We start from the raw sequence: 19,358 nt of genomic DNA, 5'->3' as shown, positions 1-19,358 counted from the left end.
CTGCAATGTTGTTTGACAATTTAGAGCAATGACTCTAAAAATCCAGGCAGACCAATAACAATCGGTGCCGCGCCATGCCTGCCAACGTTGCCTACCTGCAAGATTCCCAGGCACTGGATCAACTCCAGGACCTGTTCGACGCTCAACGCCGCGCCTATGCCGCCAACCCGATGCCGCCGGCCGGACAGCGCCAGCAATGGCTCAAGGCCCTGCGGGATCTACTGAGCGACGAACGCCAGGCGCTGATCGATGCGATCAGCCAGGATTTTAGCCATCGCAGCGCCGACGAAACCCTGTTTGCCGAATTGATGCCCAGCCTGCATGGCATTCACTACGCGAGCAAACACCTCAAGGGCTGGATGAAACCTTCCCGCCGCGCTGTAGGCATTGCCTTCCAGCCCGCCTCAGCCAAAGTCATTTACCAGCCACTGGGCGTCGTCGGCGTCATCGTGCCGTGGAACTACCCGCTGTTCCTGGCCATCGGCCCGTTGGTGGGGGCGTTGGCTGCCGGCAATCGGGTAATGCTCAAGCTCAGCGAGTCCACGCCGGCCACCGGCGAGCTGCTCAAGGCGTTGCTGGCCAAGATCTTCCCCGAGGACCTGGTGTGCGTCGTGCTGGGCGAAGCTGACGTGGGCATGGCGTTTTCCAAGTTGCGCTTCGATCACCTGCTGTTCACCGGTGCTACCAGCATAGGCAAGCACGTGATGCGTGCGGCGGCCGAAAACCTCACGCCGGTGACCCTGGAGTTGGGCGGCAAATCGCCGGCGATCGTTTCGGCCGACGTGCCGCTCAAGGACGCCGCCGAACGCATCGCCTTCGGCAAAGCTTTGAATGCCGGGCAAACCTGCGTGGCACCGGATTATGTGCTGGTACCAGAAGATCGCGTGGAGGGCTTTGTCGAGGCCTATTCCAAAGCCGTGCGCGGGTTTTATCCGACGCTGGTCGACAACCCGGACTACACCGCCATCATCAACGAACGCCAACTGGCCCGGCTCAATGCCTACGCCAAGGACGCCACCGACAAAGGTGCCACCCTGATCCCGCTGTACGAGCAAGGCCAGGCGCGGCGAATGGCCCACAGCCTGCTATTGAATGTCAGTGACGACATGACCGTGATGCAGGACGAAATTTTCGGCCCGCTCCTGCCCATCGTGCCGTATCGCGTCCTTGACCAAGCCTTTGCCTACATCAACCAGCGCCCTCGCCCACTGGCCTTGTATTACTTCGGCTACAACAAAGGCGAACAAGCGCGGGTGCTCCACGAAACCCATTCCGGTGGTGTATGCCTGAACGACACCTTGCTGCACGTCGCCCAGGACGATATGCCGTTCGGTGGCATCGGCCCGTCGGGCATGGGCCATTACCACGGTCACGAAGGTTTCCTGACGTTCAGCAAGGCCAAGGGTGTGCTGGTCAAACAGCGCCTGAACGCGGCGAAGTTGATCTACCCGCCCTATGGCAAGTCGATCCAGAAGCTGATCCAGAAGCTGTTTATCCGCTGATAACCGCCACCTTCGGGACAATAAAAACAATGAACCCCAGCCTGACTGATTCACCCGCGCTGTCACGGCGCAGCGTCTTGAAAATCGGCCTGTGTGCCAGCGCCTTCCTCGCCACCGCCGGGCTGGGCGCCAGCCTCAGCGGTTGCTCCAGCAGTACGCCGGCCAGCGGCTTTGCGATGTTGCGCACCAGCGACTTGCCGTTCTTGCGGGCGGTGATCCCGGTGCTGCTGGAAGGCGTGGCCAGCGCCGAGCACGTGTTTGCCGGTATTGAGGACACCCTGAAAAAACTCGATTACAGCCTGCAGCACTTGTCGCCCGAGATGTTCAAGCTCACCCAGCAATTATTCGACGTGCTGGCGATGGGCATCACCCGCGGCCCGCTGACCGGTATCTGGGGCAGTTGGGAAAATGCCAGCAGCGAACAGATCCGCAATTTCCTGCACCGCTGGGAAAACAGCTACCTGAACCTGCTGCGCATGGGCCAGGGCTCACTGCTCAAGCTGGTGATCATGGCCTGGTACTTCCGGCCCGAGTCCTGGGCCCATTGCGGCTACCCCGGCCCGCCGAAGATCTAGCCTGGGCAATCCTCCAAGATTGCATCTTCCTACAAAAATAAGAGTGCACACCTATGCCCGTACCCGATCTGTTCCGCGACGGCCTGGCCCGTGGCTGGAAAACCCACAATGGCGCCGCCCTGGATAACGACCTGACCCTGGAAGCGGATGTCGCCATCATCGGCAGCGGCGCCGGGGGCGGTACCACCGCCGAAATCCTCAGCGCTGCCGGCTACAAAGTGTTGCTGATCGAAGAAGGTCCGCTCAAGACCAGCAGCGACTTCAAGCTGCTGGAAGACGAAGCCTACGCCAGCCTTTACCAGGAAGGCATCGGGCGGATGAGCAAGGACGGCGCTATCACCATCCTGCAGGGCCGGGCGGTGGGCGGTACCACCTTGATCAACTGGACCTCCAGCTTTCGCACCCCTGACGCTACCCTCTCGCATTGGGCCAGCGAATATGCGGTCAAAGGCCACAGCAGCGCCGAAATGGCGCCCTGGTTCGAAAAAATGGAACAGCGCCTGGGCATCGCGCCGTGGGCGCTGCCGCCGAATGCCAATAACGATGTGATCCGCAAAGGCTGCGAAAAGCTCGGCTACAGCTGGCATGTGATCCCGCGCAATGTGCGCGGCTGCTTCAATCTGGGGTATTGCGGCATGGGCTGCCCGGTCAACGCCAAGCAGTCGATGCTGGTGACCACCATCCCGTCCACCCTGGAAAAGGGCGGCGAGCTGCTTTACCTGGCCCGCGCCGAACGGCTCATCTACAGCGGCGACACCATCAGCAGCCTCGAATGCGTGGCCATGGACGAACGCTGCGTAGCGCCCACAGGGCGCAAGATCAGCGTGAGAGCCAAGCACTATGTACTAGCGGGCGGCGGCATCAACAGCCCGGCCCTGCTGATGCGCTCGGACGCACCCGACCCGCACTCGCGGTTGGGCAAGCGCACCTTCCTGCACCTGGTCAATTTCTCCGCCGGGCTGTTCGACGAGGTGATCAACCCCTTCTACGGTGCGCCGCAATCCATCTACTCCGACCATTTCCAATGGCAGGACGGCACTACCGGCAAAATGTCCTACAAACTGGAAGCACCGCCCCTGCATCCAGGCCTGGCGAGCACCCTGTTCGGTGGCTACGGCAAGCAGAACGCCTTGGACATGAACCAACTACCCCACACCCACGCCATGCTCGCCCTGCTGCGCGACGGTTTTCACCCCGACAGCCCGGGCGGCACCGTAGAGTTGCGCGGTGATGGCACGCCAGTGCTCGACTATCAGGTCTCCCCCTACGCCTGGGACGGCCTGCGCCGGGCCTTCCACAGCATGGCCGAGATTCAGTTCGCGGCGGGGGCCAAATCGGTCAAGCCCCTGCATCACGACGCGCGCTTTGTGAACAACTTGGCCGAAGCGCGCAGCGTGATCGACGGTTTGAATCTGGAACTGCATCGCACCACCCTGGGCAGCGCCCACGTGATGGGCGGTTGCGCCATGGGTGAAGAGCCAAAAAATGCCGTGGCCGACAGCCTGGGTCGCCATCATCAGTTGCGTAACCTGTCGATCCACGATGGCTCGCTGTTCCCCACCAGCATTGGCGCCAACCCGCAATTGTCGGTGTACGGATTGACCGCGCAACTGGCGAGCGCATTGGCCGAACGTCTGAAAACGGCATGAAAAAACAGGGTATTCACGGCATCTATCTACATAAGTCGACTTGGCCCACCGGTAATGCTGCGATACCATCCGGTTCCCCAACGGACTCCGCCAGGACGACGCGATGAACCGAGTGTTGTACCCAGGTACCTTCGACCCGATTACCAAAGGCCATGGCGATCTGGTCGAACGCGCCTCTCGCCTGTTCGACCATGTGATCATCGCGGTCGCGGCCAGCCCCAAGAAAAACCCGTTGTTTCCCCTGGAACAACGTGTGGAGCTGGCGCAAGAGGTCACCAAGCACCTGCCGAATGTGGAAGTAGTGGGCTTTTCGACATTGCTGGCGCATTTCGCCAAGGAGCAGAACGCCAATGTGTTCCTGCGTGGCCTGCGTGCGGTGTCGGACTTCGAATACGAATTCCAGCTAGCCAACATGAACCGCCAATTGGCACCGGACGTGGAAAGCCTGTTCCTCACGCCGTCGGAGCGTTATTCGTTCATTTCCTCGACGTTGGTGCGTGAAATCGCCGCTTTGGGCGGAGATATCACCAAGTTCGTGCACCCAGCCGTGGCCGATGCGCTGACGCTACGCTTCAAGAAGTAAGGCTGCCCGGTCGGTGCCTGCTCGCACTGCGGGCGCCAATGCGGCACAATTGCGCGCATTAGTTTTCAGATGCCTTGGCAGAGTGCCCTGGCAGGAGTTTCCATGTCCCTGATCATCACCGACGATTGCATCAACTGCGACGTCTGCGAACCCGAGTGCCCGAACGCCGCCATTTCCCAGGGCGAAGAGATCTATGTGATCGACCCTAACCTGTGCACCCAGTGCGTCGGCCACTACGACGAACCGCAGTGCCAGCAGGTATGCCCGGTGGATTGCATCCCGCTGGATGAGGCACACCCTGAGACTGAAGAGCAGTTGATGGAGAAGTACCGCAAGATTACCGGTAAGGCCTAAGCCTCTTCATTGCCCGTAAGGGCCTCATCGCAGGCAAGCCAGCTCCCACATTGGATAGGTGAATACCTTCAACTGTGGGAGCTGGCTTGCCTGCGATAACGATATCAGCCCTCACACAGCCATCAGCTCTGACACCGAGGGCAAAACACACTCGCCCGCTGCCCCAGCACCACATTGCGTAGCTCAGTGCCGCAAACCTTGCACGCCTCGCCACCACGGCCATACACGAACAATTCCTGCTGGAAATACCCCGGCTGCCCATCGCCGCCGATAAAGTCCCGCAACGTGGTACCGCCCCGCTCAATGGCAGCGGCCAGTACCCGCTTGATCTCAATCGCCAGCTTCAAATAACGCCCGCGTGAAATCCCGCCAGCGGCGCGCCGCGGGTCAATCCCCGCTGCAAACAGCGCCTCTGTCGCATAGATATTACCCACACCCACCACCACCGCGTTGTCCATGATGAACGGCTTCACCGCCATCGACTTGCCGCGAGACAACTGGAACAAGCGCTCACCGTCAAACAGGTCAGTCAACGGCTCCGGCCCCAGCCGCATCAGCAACTCATGGTTGTGCGGGTCGTGGCTCCAGAGCATCGCACCGAAGCGCCGCGGGTCGGTGTAGCGCAGGGCCATACCCGATTCCAGCTCGATATCCACGTGTTCATGCTTGGCCGCCGGCATGCCGACTTCCACTAGGCGCAAGTTGCCCGACATGCCCAGGTGGCTGATCAAGGTGCCCACTTCAGCATTGATCAACAGGTATTTGGCCCGGCGCTCCACCAGCACGATGCGCTGCCCCGACAGGCGCACATCCAGGTCTTCCGGAATCGGCCAGCGCAGGCGCCGCTCACGCACCACCACGCGGCTGACGCGCTGGCCTTCCAGGTGCGGGGCGATCCCGCGGCGGGTGGTTTCGACTTCTGGTAACTCGGGCATGTGTACCTCTTGAATAACGGGTCAGTGCGCGCCCAGTTCGCGGATCGACAACTTCAGGCTCTCGAAGTCGTAGTCCGACAGGCCCACGTAATCCAGCACCAGATGGCCGATGGCATTCCACTCATGATCCACCGGCTGGTTGCCCAGTACGCGATAGGACGAACAGATATGCTCGGCCATCTTCAAAATGGCCAGCAGGTTCTTGAGCTGCGGGTTGCGCGACGACTCATCGCTGAAAATCGCCAGGGCGTTGTGGTGATTGGCGATGGCGTCGGTGACATGCTCCGGCAGGCGCCAAGACTTGGCGGTGTAGTAGCCGACTACCGCATGGTTGGTGTGGAACGCTTTGTTTTCGGTGTCAACCACGCGGCAATCCGGGCCGGCATTGGCGTAGGCCTCTTCCAGCACCGCCATGTAATTGGGGAAGCGCTTGAGCATCAGCGGCACGCCACAATCATGAAACAGGCCCAAGGCATAGGCTTCGTCCACGGCCTGGGAACCGGTGCGCTTGGCCAGGGTGAGGCAGGTCATGGCCACATCCTGGGCGGTGTCCCAGAAACGGTTGAGGGTGACGATGGTGTCGTCGCACATCTCGCCCTTGATCGACTGCGCGTTGATCAGATTGATGATCGAACGGCTGCCCAGCAGGTTCACCGCACGCTGGATCGAAGCGATTTTATTGCTCAGGCCGTAATACGGCGAATTGACAATCTTGAGCAGCGCACCGGACAAGCCCGGGTCCTGGGAGATCAACCGCGCAATCACTTCCAGGTCCGGGTCGGGCATGTACTGCTCCATCTGCAAATCCACCATGATTTGCGGTTGAGGCGGCACGCTGATGCCTTGCAGGGCCTGTTGGATCTGCTCGGGGGAAAGCTCTTGGGACATAAGTACACACTCTGGGCTAGGCGCGAATTCTACCCCTTATGCCGACATGGCCGACACCCAAAAAGCCAAGTGAAACCCGATCGAATGTGGGAGCTGGCTTGCCTGCGATAGCATCACCACCGTACGTCTGATACACCGCGCCGCCCGCATCGCAGGCAAGCCAGCTCCCACATGAAAGAGTGCGCAAAGGGTATACTCCCGCTCTTTTTTCCGGAGCGACGTCATGTCCCTGCCAAGCCTGCGTCTCAAAGCCAACGCCGATCGTCGTTTGCGCAACGGCCACCTGTGGGTCTACAGCAACGAAATCGACGTGGCCGCCACCCCACTCCACGGCTTCCAGGCAGGCGACCAGGCTATCCTGGAAGCAGCCGGCGGCAAGACCCTGGGCATCGTGGCCATGAGCCCGAACAACCTGATCTGCGCCCGCCTGCTGTCGCGCGACATCAAGTTGCCGCTGGACAAGTCGCTGCTGGTGCACCGCCTCAACGTGGCCCTGTCCCTGCGTGACCGCCTGTTCGACAAGCCGTTCTACCGCCTGGTCTACGGTGATTCCGACCTGTTGCCGGGCCTGGTGGTCGACCGTTTCGGCGACATCTTGGTAGTACAGATCGCTTCAGCGACCATGGAAGCGCATAAAGAAGACGTGATCGCCGCACTGACCCAAGTGCTCAAGCCCAGCGGCATCCTGTTCAAGAACGACTCCGCCGCGCGTGACGCCGAAGGCCTCAACCGCTACGTCGAAACCGTATTCGGCCTGGTGCCGGAGTGGGTGGCGCTGGAAGAAAACGGCGTGAAATTCGAAGCCCCGGTGATCCAGGGCCAGAAAACCGGCTGGTTCTACGACCACCGCATGAACCGCGCCCGCCTGGCCCCGTATGCCAAGGGCAAGCGTGTACTGGACCTGTACAGCTACATCGGCGGCTGGGGCGTGCAAGCGGCGGCCTTTGGCGCCAGTGAAGTGTTCTGCGTCGACGCCTCCGCCTTCGCCCTCGACGGCGTAGAACGCAACGCCGCGCTGAACGGCTTTGCCGAGAAAATGACCTGCATCGAAGGCGACGTGTTCGAAGCCTTGAAGGAACTGAAAGCCAGCGAAGAACGCTTCGACGTGATCGTCGCCGACCCACCGGCCTTCATCAAACGCAAAAAAGACATGAAAAACGGCGAAGGCGCCTACCGCCGCCTCAACGAGCAAGCCATGCGCCTGCTCAGCAAGGACGGCATCCTCGTCAGCGCTTCATGCTCCATGCACCTGCCGGAAGATGACCTGCAAAACATCCTGCTGACCAGCGCCCGCCACCTGGACCGCAACATCCAGATGCTCGAACGCGGCGGCCAAGGCCCGGACCACCCGGTGCACCCGGCGATTGCCGAGACGCGGTATATCAAGAGCATTACGTGCCGGTTGTTGCCTAATAGCTGATTAACATCTGAATGGGGGATCCAAAATGGATCTCCCATGATTTCATTACATCTAAGCCATTCCGCCCGACCGTATTTTACCGACTGCCTATTAAGCATAGAATAACTACCCCACGCCACTTCGTAGTACCAATCCGACAAAAAAACTCGAACATTCCTACGCGTTTTTTTCTTGAAATTTCATCATTAAATCCTATTATTCAATTGTCACCGATGACGGCGACACTTTAATTAAATATAAAGTTGAAAATAAGGAGATCCAAAATGAAAAATATCAAACTGGAAACTTCCCACATCGCCAACTTGGCTTTCTTGGTAGCACTGAAAGCCCGCTAAGCAACTAAAACGCTGGGGAGTGCCGGCTACCCAGCGTTTTTCCGCTCCGCACGGAGGCAGTGCAATGCAGATAAACCCTTATATATTTATACTCCCAAAAACACCTACAGCGATAGTTTGGAACTATAAAAATCACAAACAATACGAGCTCAATCTAGAATACTCAGTACGACTCACCAAACTGATAAACGATCCAAAAATCTTCGACAATTCAAACCCAATAGACACTCAGCTATTAGAAGCCGAAATTTTGACAGACACACCTTCTCCGCCAATTAATTGGGGCTGGGATGAGTTATCAAAAATTTTCCATATTGGCACCAAAAACATACCTTGCGATCAAATGCCCGAAAACGCAGACGAATGGGCGAGCATCTACCTAGACCATTGTACAAAAACATTATCAACACCTCCCCCTCCAGACCGAATACACAAACACAAAGCTGACACTCCATTAATTCGCTTGCCAGCACCTATCAACCTGTCAGAGAACTCACTTCAAAGTGCATTGCTCACCCGAAAAACCTGCCGTTCATTCACAGGCGAATCCGTTGCCCTGCAAACCATAAGTACAATTCTTTACTTGTGCTTAGGACACTTAAACGAAAGAGCAAACAATGTTGATGAAAGTATTGCGAAAGGACTCGAAGCCCGAAGGAGCAGCCCTTCCGGTGGGGGATTAAACGCGTGTGAAGGTTTCCTTTACGCTAAAAATATAGATGGGTTGAAGCCCGGCATTTACGCTTATAACGCATCCGAGCACACTCTAAGTACCGTCAATACGCAACTGAAAACGGCATTGGGGCAAGTGCTTTCAGGACAGCACTTCATTAACGAACTCCCGGCAGGTCTCTTCATCACTTGTCGATTTGACAAACTCTGGTGGAAATACGAGCACTCACGAGCTTATCGAATGGCTTATGTCGAAGCGGGTCATATTTCACAAACCTACCAACTGGTCGCGACAGCGATGGGACTGAGCACTTGGTTAACGGGCGCACTTACAGACAATCAGGTTGAATCCTTATTAGGATTTGAAGAAAACAATCCTGAACAAGTCTTATTTTTTGTCGGGTGCGGTAAAAGCGACGGACAAGTGATATGCAGGGAACTAAAATCGCTGCTAAACAACCGAGGGTAGGAATTATGGTTGAGCCGCTCATCGACTCTAATCTGTGGAAAGCCAGCTTCACTCTTGGAGACTGGAACACCCGCGCATCAGTAAGAACCAGTGATTACCAATACAAGTTACCTCCAGATTTAGAGAAACAGCTGGAGTCAAGAGATTGGTTTCCTCCCGCCCTACTTCCCTATCTTAAACATCCGGAAGTCAAATTAGCCGACAAAGCCATCACTAAGCGTCTCTGCGCCAATCACTTAGTAAACTTCCTAAACTACACAACACTACTTGAACACCAGATCGTTAATCGCTCCGTAGAACTAATAATTCATGACGAGCTTGAATTTACGATACCTTCTCGTATGAAAATAGCGGCACTGCAGCTTTACACTGACGAAGGTTATCACGCGCTATTCTCCTATCAGCTTGCCGAACAAGTCAGTAAATTTTATGATATGGCAACTCAATCAACTATCCACAGACGAATAACAAAACTCAATCAGCTAATCCATACCACCCCGAATAAGCAGAAGTCGATCACGTGGCTTCTAATTGGTTTCGTATCGGAAACCATCATTGCAAAAGATCTACGTGATGTTTATCAAAAAAACTTGGTCTGCTGCGTTCAGGAGATGCTCAAAGATCACCTCGCTGACGAGGCCCGACACAGTCGATATTTTAGCGAAGTCTTTCATTATTTGTGGATTCAGATGAGTGACGAGCAACGAATTTTATCTGCCAAACAGCTCTTAGATATTATCCTTATTTTCTTTGAGACGGATAAAAAATGGCTCGAATTGAGTTTACGAAGCGTGCAATTAAGTGAGACCACTGTCGATCAAGTTGTGACCATGATGGCTGACCCGCACGCCCATATTCTTCGCGCTCGCGAAGGTGCCAGCACCACATTTCAAGCATTGAAAAAAGCAGGTTTTTTTAAACGAACTGATATTCGCCAGCTGTTCTCAAATGTGGGGCTTATAGATGAATAAGACACGTACCGCTAACGGTAACAAAAAAAGACAAAGGTCGGCGATCGTGCTATTAATGACCATGGTGTTACTTGGTGTTTTCCCTCTAGATGTCTTACTCCCTTCTTTCCCCGCACTGGCTGAACACTTTCAAAATAAACCTTCGGATATTGCGTTCTCTATTAGCCTTTTTGCTATCGGTATCTCCCTATCACAACTTTTAATCGGACCACTCTCAGATATCGTAGGGCGCAAGGGGTTGTTGATTAGCGGGATGGTTGTATCCATTGCAGGTGCCACCGGTTGCGTATTCTCTACCGAATATATGTGGTTTCTGATATTTAGAATGGTCCAAGCCATCGGTTGCGGCTGCTTCGTGCTGTCACAGGCGTTGGTTCAGGATATGTTTGAAGGTAAAGAAAGGGACCAGTTGAGAATTCTGATGATCACGGCGAGTGGCATTTTTATTTCAATATCTCCGCTACTTGGTAGTGTACTGCAACAGCTTTTTGACTGGCCTGGCAGCTTTTTTCTTTTTATCGTATTGGCCCTTGGCGTTTTGTCAATCGCGTATTTTTTACTAGACAATCATCATGTAAACTCTCATCCAAAAGAAGATATTTTCTGCGCTTATCAACGGGTACTCAGCAACCGCAGTTTCGTCGGTTACTGGCTAATTGCAGCAATTGCTTTCGCCTGCCACTTTTCATTCATCGTCATATCACCGCTCATCTTCATGGATCAGTTGCAGCTATCCACTTATGAATTCTCACTAGCCTTGCTACTTTACGGCGCGGCGTATATTGCTGGCGGCATCGTAGCTCGCATACTCGCTAATAGGCTGGCGCCCAAGGTTCAAATCGTGCTCGGTTTGGCCCTGATTTTTTGTTCTGGGCTATTGATGCTCTTTTTTTCAAGCACTTTTGAGCTTTCAACGATGACAGTATTAATCCCAATGATCGTCTGCACCACCGGAACTACCATTTGTCGGCCCATCGCTACCTCTAAAGCTATGGACGTGTTTCCGGAAAATGCAGGCACCGCGGCGTCGGCTGGGAACACTTTAATTTTTATACTGGGTGGATTGATTAGCGCATTGATCAACATGAGTACAGATAACCCGCAGATGACCCTGGCATTAGCTTTTTTGCTGCTGAGTACAGCGGCCCTCGTGTTGAATTCGTTGATTTCACGTCGCCTGGAATTGCTGAACGTCGGTTGAACCCGCCAATACACATACGCCCATTCCCTCCAGCCGCCAGCGGTGTAGAATCGGCCCTATTCATCGCCAGTCATCCCCCGGCGGGTTTATGAGCTCGAGGCCCAAGCAAGCGGCGATCCCGCGATGCGAGTGGCAACTACCGGACACACGGCCATTTTCTGAGTGTTCCAGTCGTCAATTAGAAGCTCACTCCCCTTTAGTACTTGATTAGCCGCCCGGAGTGCTCCAATGCCTGATTACCGCTCGAAAACATCCACCCACGGCCGCAACATGGCCGGTGCGCGCGCGCTGTGGCGTGCCACGGGGATGAAAGATGACGACTTCAAGAAGCCGATCATCGCGATTGCCAACTCGTTCACCCAGTTCGTGCCGGGCCATGTTCACCTCAAGGACCTGGGCCAACTGGTCGCCCGCGAGATCGAACGCGCCGGTGGCGTGGCAAAAGAATTCAATACCATTGCCGTGGACGACGGCATCGCCATGGGCCATGACGGCATGCTGTATTCGCTGCCGAGCCGCGAGATCATCGCCGACTCCGTGGAATACATGGTCAACGCCCACTGCGCCGACGCCATTGTGTGCATCTCCAACTGCGACAAGATCACCCCCGGCATGTTGATGGCTGCCTTGCGCCTGAACATCCCGGTGATCTTCGTCTCCGGCGGCCCGATGGAAGCCGGCAAGACCAAGCTCGCCTCCCACGGCCTCGACCTGGTTGACGCCATGGTGATCGCCGCCGATTCCAGCGCTTCTGACGAGAAGGTTGCGGAATACGAGCGAAGCGCCTGCCCGACCTGCGGTTCGTGCTCCGGCATGTTCACCGCCAACTCGATGAACTGCCTGGTCGAAGCCTTGGGCCTGGCCTTGCCGGGCAACGGTTCCACACTGGCCACTCACAGCGACCGCGAGCAGTTGTTCCTGCAGGCCGGCCGCACCATCGTCGAGCTGTGCAAGCGCTACTACGGCGAGAACGATGAGTCGGTGTTGCCGCGCAATATCGCCAACTTCAAGGCGTTCGAAAACGCCATGACCCTGGACATCGCCATGGGCGGTTCCACCAACACCATCCTGCACCTGCTGGCCGCCGCCCAGGAAGCCGAGATCGATTTCGACCTGCGCGACATCGACCGCCTGTCCCGTCACGTGCCGCAACTGTGCAAGGTCGCGCCGAATATCCAGAAGTACCACATGGAAGATGTGCACCGCGCCGGCGGGATCTTCTCGATCCTCGGCTCCCTAGCCCGTGGCGGCCTGCTGCACACCGATCTGCCGACCGTGCACAGCAAATCCATCGCCGAAGGCATCGCCAAATGGGACATCACCCAGACTGACGACGAAGCCGTGCACACCTTCTTCAAGGCCGGCCCGGCCGGTATTCCGACCCAGACCGCGTTCAGCCAGTCGACCCGTTGGGACACCCTGGACGACGACCGTGAAAACGGCTGCATCCGCAGTGTCGAGCACGCCTACTCGCAAGAAGGCGGCCTGGCCGTGCTGTACGGCAACATCGCCCTCGACGGCTGTGTGGTCAAAACGGCGGGTGTGGATGAATCCATCCACGTTTTCGAAGGCCGCGCCAAGATCTACGAAAGCCAGGACAGCTCGGTACGCGGCATCCTCGCGGACGAAGTCAAGGAAGGCGACATCGTGATCATCCGCTACGAAGGCCCCAAAGGTGGCCCGGGTATGCAGGAGATGCTTTACCCCACGTCCTACCTGAAATCCAAAGGCCTGGGCAAAGCCTGCGCCCTGCTGACCGACGGCCGTTTCTCCGGCGGCACGTCGGGCCTGTCCATCGGACACGCTTCCCCGGAAGCCGCTGCCGGCGGCGCGATTGGCCTGGTGCAGGATGGCGACAAGGTGCTGATCGACATTCCAAACCGCTCGATCAACCTGTTGATCAGCGATGAAGAACTGGCGGCACGCCGGGTTGAGCAGGACAAGAAAGGCTGGAAGCCGGTAGAAAAGCGTCCGCGCAAAGTCACCACCGCGTTGAAGGCCTACGCCCTGCTGGCCACCAGCGCCGACAAGGGTGCGGTACGCAACAAAGCCATGCTCGACGGCCTGTAAGCCCCGCGCGTAAAAATGCCCCGCCAGGTGCGGGGCATTTTTTTGCCTGGCCAAAGCCTCCACAACACCGAGGATCAACTGTGGGAGCTGGCTTGCCTGCGATAGCTATGGGCCTGCCGGTGAGTTCTTGTTTGGCACACCGCCATCGCGGGCGAGCCAGCCCCCACATTGGATATAGGTAATTTCTTAGAACTGTGGGGTGTAGGTCATGGTGAACATCACATTGCGTGGGTCGCCGTAGTAGTTGCTGCCCCAGTTCGCGTTGTAGGCCGGGATGTAATACTTCTTGTCGAACATGTTGTTCAGGTTTGCCGCCACGGTGAATTCCTGGTTGATCTTGTAGGCCACCCGCGAATCCCACAGTGCATTGCCCGGCACGCTGAACGTACGGTCATAGGCTTCGGTGCTGCTTTGCGCGGACACACCGGCACCCACGCTCCAATGCTGCCAATCGCCCGGCAACTGGTAATCACCCCAGACCTTGAGCAAGTGCTTGGGGGTCCAGGTGCTGAAAATCTTGCCTTCGTAGGTGTCGTCCTTGAGAAATTCAGTGGTGTTGTAGGTGTAGCTGGAGGCCAGCTGCAGGCCTGGCAGCACCTCACCACTGAGTGTGGCTTCAAAGCCTTGGCTGCGGACCTTGCCAGAGGCGACCGAGCAGTACCAACCATTGCAGTTCATTGGCCCTTGCAGGTCCTGCACGCTACGGTTTTCCTGATCGTAACGGAAGATCGCAAACGAGGTATTGAGGCGCCCGTCAGCCAGCTCTCCCTTGATGCCCAACTCGTAGTTTTTGCCCTCGATAGGCTTGAGCAGGGAGCCGGAGGTGGTCAGGTTGGTTTGCGGCTCAAAGGCATCGGCATAGCTGGCGTACGCCGACCACTGCTCGTTGAGCGCATAGACCAGGCCGGCGTAGGGCGTAACCTTGCCATTGGACTGGGTGGTATTGTCTTGCGGGGCACCATATGTGCCTTTGAAACCACTTTGGCCAATGTAGGAATAGTCATACCAACTGGTACGCGCACCGACGATCAACGTCAGCGGGTCCAGGACTTTCACACGCCAGGTGCCATAGATGCCTTTCTGGCGAATGTCATACCAGCTCTTCGAGGCGGCACCCTCCTGGAACAATTGGTATTTGTCGCGCTGTGGGCGGTTGTGGTCGATGTTGAAGATATCCGCGCCGGGATTTGAAGCCCGTGCCCAAAGGTCGTCGGTGGTGAGCTTGGAATAGTTGGCGCCCAGCACCACTTCCTGCTGGAAGCCCAGCCCCTCAAACTTGCCGTTTACATACACATCCGCGCCGCGGCTCTTGGTATTGAAGTCGGTGATCCAATCCACATAGGGCACAGTGCCACCGCCGACGGGTACCGTGTCCCACGTCGCCTGGTAGGTTGCGTCGTTGTGCTCATCCATGGCTACCAGTGCGGCTTTCACTTTCCAGTTATCGTTGAAGCGGTGCTCGATGTCGGCAAACACCTGAGTCTGATTGTTGACGCTGCGGTTCCAACTGGCGCCGACAAATGTCGAACGCGGCAGACCGATATCACTGCCGTCGGCATAACGGGGCAACGACATGAAGTTGGGGCGCGAATGGCCCTTCTGGTTACTGATGCCCAGGCCGACGGTGGTGTCGGGAGTGAAATCGTAGTCGACGGCGCCATAAACCGTCTGGTTCCAGCCGCCCGCATAGTCGACGAAGGAGTCGGTGGTGTCGTAATCCGCCACGAAGCGGCCGCGCAAGGTGCCTTCGGCGTTCAGCGGGCCACCGACATCGACCTGAGTGCCGTAGTGGTCCCATGAGCCAGCCTTGGCGGTAATGGTCGCCGTCGGCGCTTGCTGCCCGCGCTTGCGCACCAGGTTCATGGTGCCGCCGGGGCTATTGGCACCTTGCAGCAAGGCGGCCGGGCCGCGCAGCGTCTCGACGCGGTCGTAAATGGCCATGTTTTCGGTGAGATAGCTGCCCAAGGTGTAAGTGTTACGTGGAATTCCCACACCGTCGTATTGCAGGGTGCCAACCTCGAAACCGCGGGAGAAGATGAACATTCCGGAGCCGGGAGACTTGGTCGCTGTCAGGCCGGGCGTGCGCTTGACCACTTCAGAGAGCTTGGTGGTGTTCTGATCATCCATCTGCTTGCGGGTCATGACGCTGACCGACTGCGGGATGTCCTTGAGTTTTTGTTCGCCCTTGCCCAGGGTCACGGCCCCCGTGGTGTACGAGCCCGTGCCTTCGGTGGTGACGCCCAGGCGTTCGGCCGTGATGGTGGTGGCGCCCACTTCCAGGGCATTGCCTGCTACCACACGTTTTTCCAGGGTGACGGTATCGGCATTGATAAACGCCGCGCTCAGCCCCGTGCCGCCGAGCAGTTGCGCCAAGGCTTCACGCTGCCCCAGGTTGCCCTTCACACCCGGCGATATCACCCCCTGGGTCAACTCCCCATTCACTAGCACCTGAACCCGCGTCACCGCCGAGAACGCCGCCAGCGCAGCGTCCAGGCCCTGCCCGGCAATATCGAAGCGGTAGGTCTGGGCCTGGTTGGCCTCCGCGGCCTGCAGGTACGACGGCGCGATACAGCTGGCCAAGGAAATGGCCAAGGCCAGCAAGGGCCGTGTGGCGAATCGGTGTGCCATGAATGGTGCTCCCCGGTACAAAAAGTCTGTGATCGGCGCCGCACTACTTGAGAGTGCTTACTATTTACGCCTCAGTGATCAAGGACGATGGCTTACGGGGAAACCCTGAAAATATTTTGAGAAATTGCCGTCAGGACGCATTGCCTTCACGCAACACCAGCAAATACGGGGTGTAATGCTCGGCACGCAGGTTGAGGGTGTATTCCAGCGCCTTGAGCACGGCATCGGGTTTGTCGATTTCGAACACGCCGGACACTACCCGATTGCGCAACGCATCACCGAGCACCAGCGTCTTGCCGGGCCAGTAGCGGTTCAGCTCAGAGACCACCACCGACAAAGGTTGCTGACGGAACACCAGTTGCCGCTGACGCCAGGCAAAGCCGCTGGCCTGGTCGAAACCGTGGACGTCGGCAAGGTGCTGGCCCTGATACTCCACGGCCCGCCCCGGTTCCAGATAGACCGGTGTGCCGCTCCCTGCACTGACCTCAACCTTGCCCTGCGCTACCTGCACACGCGTCTGGTCATCACGTCGCGTCACACTGAACTGGGTGCCGACCACTTTCACCCAGCCGTCGCCCGACTGCACCACGAAGGGCCGCGCGGGGTCCTTGGTCACATCGAAGAAACCTTCACCACGCAGCAAACGGATCTGCCGCTCACCCCCACTCATGCGGATTTGCACCGCACTGTCGGTGTTGAGTTGAAGGTGGGAACCATCGGCCAGTTCGATGCTGCGCGACTCGCCAGTGGCGGTGGCGTAGTCGGCGCGCAAGCGGTCAAGCCAGGGAGTGCTTTGCACGGTCAGGCCCACGGCCAGCAACACGGCAGCCGCATACGCCCAGCGCCGCAGCGGTGTACGCCAGGTGGCCTGCTCGGCACGGCGAATGACGCGCGCCGGCTCACGCAGGCCGCCAAGCATCGCCTGCACTTCCTGCCAGGCATCATCCTGCGCCTGGCCCTGCCCGAGCCACGCAGCAAAGGCGTCCATTTCAGCCGGGGTCAAGTCCTCGGCGTGCAGGCGGAAATACCAGCCGGACGCCTCTTCGAACAACACATCAGCAGTAGGCAGGGCAGTCATGACCGACGTCCTTGTGCATCGCAGGCTAGGCGCGTCTTGATGTACCCACGGCATTCAATCAAGGCGCGACGCAATTGGTATTCCACACTGCGCGGGCTGATCGACAGGCGTTCGCCAATCTCGCGGTAGGAAAGCTCGTCGACATGATAGAGCAGGAAGATCTGCCGAGTCGCCTCGGGCAGGCCCAGGATCGCATCCTGCATCAGTCGCTCCTGCTGATAGGCGGCCAGTTGTTCGTCGGCTCCGGGGTTGCTGCAGGGCAGTTCTTCGCTCGGTGCGCCGGCATCCAGGCGCTCGCGGCGGATAGCCTGGCGCTGGTGGTCGCGCACCAGGTTGCTGGCAATGGTGAAGAGGAACGCGGGTAGGTTATCGATCTTCTCGCCGGACTCCAGGCGCGCCAGGCGCAGGAAGGATTCCTGGGTCAGGTCGGCAGCCACCTGGGCGCTGCCGGTGCGGCGCGTGACGAAGGCTTCGAGGGCTTTCTTCTGCTCCGCGAACAGGCGCGCGATCTGCGTATTCCAGGAGGACACAGCACTACCTTGAGAAGAACGGACGGTTCAGGGAGTGCGCACGCTAGCAAAGAATGAGATTAGTTCGCAATTGATATCTATTTTGCCTTTGAGTCGGCGGTGTTCTTAAGACCGCCTTCGCGGGCAAGCCCGCTCCCACAGTTGACCGCATTTCAGGTTGAAACTCGGTCGAATGTGGGAGCGGGCTTGCTCGCGAAGGCAGGTGACTCGGTCTTATTGGATATCTTCCGGCTTGACGATCACCCAGTTCTTGTCCGCCGTCACCGGCAACCCTTCCTTGGCTTGAGCCGCCGCGTGCTTGGCGATCATGCCGTTGAGCTGGGTCATGTATTTGTCTTTGCGGTTGATCCACAAGTGGATGCCACCCTTGGAAACGTCCACATCGTGGAACAGCATGTAACCGTCGCTGGTGGGTGTATCACCGCCGACGATCACCGGTTTTTTCCACTCGTCGATATAGGTGAGGATCGCCGCGTGCTTGCCGGCCATCCAGGTCGCCGGGGTCCACAGGTAAGGGGTCAGTTCCAGGCCGAGGTTGCTCTTCTCGTCATACTTGCCGGCAGTGATCTGTTTGCGTGCGGTGGTCAGCTCGCCGGTCTTGCGGTCCTTGAGCATCGTGGTCACGCCGATGACGTTCTCGGGTTTGACGTTGTAGCCGTACTTCGGATCAGCCGCGACCATGCGCACCAGCTCCTCGGACGCGGCGGTCATCACATAGACCTCGATGCCGTTTTCCATCAGCTTGTTGTACAGCTCGGCCTGGCCGGTGAAGACTTTCGGCGGCTGTACCTCGGATTTTTTCACCACGTCGCCTTCGAAATAGCTGACCGGCACGGGCTTGCCGGAGGCCATCAGCTCGTCGACCTGCACTTTGAGTTCCTTGAGGGTGAAGCCGGAAAAAATCTGCGCAACCCAGGGGTAGCAGACCATGTCGTCGACTTCGCACAGACGATAATAGTAGCTGAACAGACTTTCCTTATGATCGGCGGTGTCTTTGAAGGGGATAAGCTTGAGCGAAGGGTCCATGGTTTCGCGGGTGATCAGGCCCTTGTTTTCCATGAACGGCAGCAGCGACTCTTCAAGGTCGTAACGGTAGCTGGTGTTGTCCATGTCGAACACCGCGTAGTTACCCTTGTTGGCGTTGGCGGCGATCATTTCGTTGAGCTGTCTGGCGGCAGGTGCCGGCCAGTGTTTCAACTCGGTGGCGGCAAACGCCTGGCTGGCAAGCCCGAGGCAAAAGGCGGCGGATACCAATAGTTTCGGCGCGAGCTTCATAGGCGTTGTCTCCCTCAAGTGAAAGACATCGACGCTAACAAATCCGTATGACAGTTATCGCCCGAGCACGACCCAGGACGTCGTGATCACGCCAAGGGCATACGCCTGAGCGTCAAACCCTTATTCCAAAAACGACAGTTACCATTCCATATCGGTATTAAATCAATATATTTCAAGCTGTTAGGCTTCCCGGTTCGCAATCGCAGGCTCACGCGATTGGCTG

At 57.5% G+C, this 19,358-nt stretch carries 16 protein-coding genes; 10 read left to right on the top strand and 6 right to left on the bottom strand.

Annotated elements, in window-relative coordinates; all coding sequences use genetic code 11:
- The first annotated feature begins 74 nt into the window (after positions 1–74).
- The 5 genes from TX24_RS09680 (at position 75) to TX24_RS09660 (ending at position 4,663) form a co-directional block, all read left to right on the top strand.
- On the top strand, positions 75–1,502 hold the full coding sequence (locus TX24_RS09680) for a coniferyl aldehyde dehydrogenase (RefSeq protein ID WP_057710238.1): 1,428 nt from the start codon (positions 75–77) through the stop codon (positions 1,500–1,502).
- Between the two features lie 29 nt (positions 1,503–1,531).
- The gene (locus TX24_RS09675; RefSeq protein ID WP_003195131.1) at positions 1,532–2,077 is read left to right on the top strand and encodes a hypothetical protein; all 546 of its coding nucleotides are present in this window, start codon (positions 1,532–1,534) and stop codon (positions 2,075–2,077) included.
- A 53-nt stretch (positions 2,078–2,130) separates the two neighbouring features.
- Positions 2,131–3,726, top strand: a complete 1,596-nt coding sequence (locus tag TX24_RS09670) for a GMC family oxidoreductase (RefSeq protein WP_003195134.1) — start codon at positions 2,131–2,133, stop codon at positions 3,724–3,726.
- A gap of 103 nt (positions 3,727–3,829) precedes the next feature.
- Positions 3,830–4,309 (top strand): pantetheine-phosphate adenylyltransferase, encoded by a 480-nt coding sequence (coaD, locus tag TX24_RS09665; protein ID WP_003195136.1) that lies wholly within the window; start codon positions 3,830–3,832, stop codon positions 4,307–4,309.
- A 102-nt stretch (positions 4,310–4,411) separates the two neighbouring features.
- Positions 4,412–4,663 (top strand): YfhL family 4Fe-4S dicluster ferredoxin, encoded by a 252-nt coding sequence (locus tag TX24_RS09660; protein WP_003195146.1) that lies wholly within the window; start codon positions 4,412–4,414, stop codon positions 4,661–4,663.
- A gap of 122 nt (positions 4,664–4,785) precedes the next feature.
- Here the strand turns inward: TX24_RS09660 and mutM are convergent, their stop codons facing one another.
- Both mutM and TX24_RS09650 read right to left on the bottom strand, forming a co-directional pair.
- The gene (mutM, locus tag TX24_RS09655) at positions 4,786–5,598 is read right to left on the bottom strand and encodes a bifunctional DNA-formamidopyrimidine glycosylase/DNA-(apurinic or apyrimidinic site) lyase (RefSeq protein ID WP_014720348.1); all 813 of its coding nucleotides are present in this window, start codon (positions 5,596–5,598) and stop codon (positions 4,786–4,788) included.
- Positions 5,599–5,619: 21 nt separating this feature from the next.
- Entirely contained in the window at positions 5,620–6,432 is an 813-nt protein-coding gene (locus TX24_RS09650) for an HDOD domain-containing protein (RefSeq protein ID WP_169855750.1), read from the bottom strand.
- A gap of 277 nt (positions 6,433–6,709) precedes the next feature.
- Between TX24_RS09650 and TX24_RS09645 the strand changes: the two genes are divergently transcribed.
- The 5 genes from TX24_RS09645 (at position 6,710) to ilvD (ending at position 13,624) form a co-directional block, all read left to right on the top strand.
- Positions 6,710–7,906: a class I SAM-dependent rRNA methyltransferase gene (locus tag TX24_RS09645; protein WP_003195152.1), complete on the top strand. Its 1,197-nt coding sequence runs from the start codon at positions 6,710–6,712 to the stop codon at positions 7,904–7,906.
- A 399-nt stretch (positions 7,907–8,305) separates the two neighbouring features.
- The gene (locus tag TX24_RS30625) at positions 8,306–9,382 is read left to right on the top strand and encodes a SagB family peptide dehydrogenase (protein ID WP_003195155.1); all 1,077 of its coding nucleotides are present in this window, start codon (positions 8,306–8,308) and stop codon (positions 9,380–9,382) included.
- Positions 9,383–9,387: 5 nt separating this feature from the next.
- Positions 9,388–10,353 (top strand): diiron oxygenase, encoded by a 966-nt coding sequence (locus tag TX24_RS09640; protein WP_057710316.1) that lies wholly within the window; start codon positions 9,388–9,390, stop codon positions 10,351–10,353.
- A complete protein-coding gene (locus TX24_RS09635) occupies positions 10,346–11,554 on the top strand; it encodes an MFS transporter (RefSeq protein ID WP_003195157.1) in 1,209 nt (402 codons plus the stop codon). Before TX24_RS09640 ends, TX24_RS09635 begins: the two co-directional genes overlap by 8 nt.
- A 228-nt stretch (positions 11,555–11,782) precedes the next feature.
- Complete coding sequence (gene ilvD, locus TX24_RS09630; protein ID WP_003195159.1) at positions 11,783–13,624, top strand: dihydroxy-acid dehydratase; 1,842 nt, start codon at positions 11,783–11,785, stop codon at positions 13,622–13,624.
- A 186-nt stretch (positions 13,625–13,810) separates the two neighbouring features.
- Here the strand turns inward: ilvD and TX24_RS09625 are convergent, their stop codons facing one another.
- From TX24_RS09625 to TX24_RS09610, 4 genes are all read right to left on the bottom strand, one after another.
- Positions 13,811–16,252 (bottom strand): TonB-dependent siderophore receptor, encoded by a 2,442-nt coding sequence (locus TX24_RS09625; protein ID WP_057710236.1) that lies wholly within the window; start codon positions 16,250–16,252, stop codon positions 13,811–13,813.
- A 130-nt stretch (positions 16,253–16,382) separates the two neighbouring features.
- Entirely contained in the window at positions 16,383–17,330 is a 948-nt protein-coding gene (locus TX24_RS09620; RefSeq protein ID WP_057710235.1) for a FecR family protein, read from the bottom strand.
- The gene (locus TX24_RS09615) at positions 17,327–17,860 is read right to left on the bottom strand and encodes an RNA polymerase sigma factor (RefSeq protein WP_057702093.1); all 534 of its coding nucleotides are present in this window, start codon (positions 17,858–17,860) and stop codon (positions 17,327–17,329) included. The genes TX24_RS09620 and TX24_RS09615 overlap by 4 nt, the downstream gene beginning before the upstream one ends.
- 213 nt (positions 17,861–18,073) lie before the next feature.
- Complete coding sequence (locus tag TX24_RS09610) at positions 18,074–19,135, bottom strand: HAD family hydrolase (protein WP_057710234.1); 1,062 nt, start codon at positions 19,133–19,135, stop codon at positions 18,074–18,076.
- Positions 19,136–19,358 lie beyond the last annotated feature (223 nt).

This window comes from Pseudomonas lactis (assembly GCF_001439845.1).
In the GTDB taxonomy this organism is placed as follows: domain Bacteria; phylum Pseudomonadota; class Gammaproteobacteria; order Pseudomonadales; family Pseudomonadaceae; genus Aquipseudomonas; species Aquipseudomonas lactis.
This window is presented reverse-complemented; position numbering and strand designations above follow the sequence as displayed.

Coding starts and splice junctions, on each gene's coding strand:
- TX24_RS09680 (WP_057710238.1), top strand. CDS start 75: ATGCCTGCCAACGTTGCCTACCTGCAAGATTCCCAGGCACTGGATCAA.
- TX24_RS09675 (WP_003195131.1), top strand. CDS start 1,532: ATGAACCCCAGCCTGACTGATTCACCCGCGCTGTCACGGCGCAGCGTC.
- TX24_RS09670 (WP_003195134.1), top strand. CDS start 2,131: ATGCCCGTACCCGATCTGTTCCGCGACGGCCTGGCCCGTGGCTGGAAA.
- coaD (WP_003195136.1), top strand. CDS start 3,830: ATGAACCGAGTGTTGTACCCAGGTACCTTCGACCCGATTACCAAAGGC.
- TX24_RS09660 (WP_003195146.1), top strand. CDS start 4,412: ATGTCCCTGATCATCACCGACGATTGCATCAACTGCGACGTCTGCGAA.
- mutM (WP_014720348.1), bottom strand. CDS start 5,598: ATGCCCGAGTTACCAGAAGTCGAAACCACCCGCCGCGGGATCGCCCCG.
- TX24_RS09645 (WP_003195152.1), top strand. CDS start 6,710: ATGTCCCTGCCAAGCCTGCGTCTCAAAGCCAACGCCGATCGTCGTTTG.
- TX24_RS30625 (WP_003195155.1), top strand. CDS start 8,306: ATGCAGATAAACCCTTATATATTTATACTCCCAAAAACACCTACAGCG.
- TX24_RS09640 (WP_057710316.1), top strand. CDS start 9,388: ATGGTTGAGCCGCTCATCGACTCTAATCTGTGGAAAGCCAGCTTCACT.
- TX24_RS09635 (WP_003195157.1), top strand. CDS start 10,346: ATGAATAAGACACGTACCGCTAACGGTAACAAAAAAAGACAAAGGTCG.
- ilvD (WP_003195159.1), top strand. CDS start 11,783: ATGCCTGATTACCGCTCGAAAACATCCACCCACGGCCGCAACATGGCC.
- TX24_RS09625 (WP_057710236.1), bottom strand. CDS start 16,252: ATGGCACACCGATTCGCCACACGGCCCTTGCTGGCCTTGGCCATTTCC.
- TX24_RS09620 (WP_057710235.1), bottom strand. CDS start 17,330: ATGACTGCCCTGCCTACTGCTGATGTGTTGTTCGAAGAGGCGTCCGGC.
- TX24_RS09610 (WP_057710234.1), bottom strand. CDS start 19,135: ATGAAGCTCGCGCCGAAACTATTGGTATCCGCCGCCTTTTGCCTCGGG.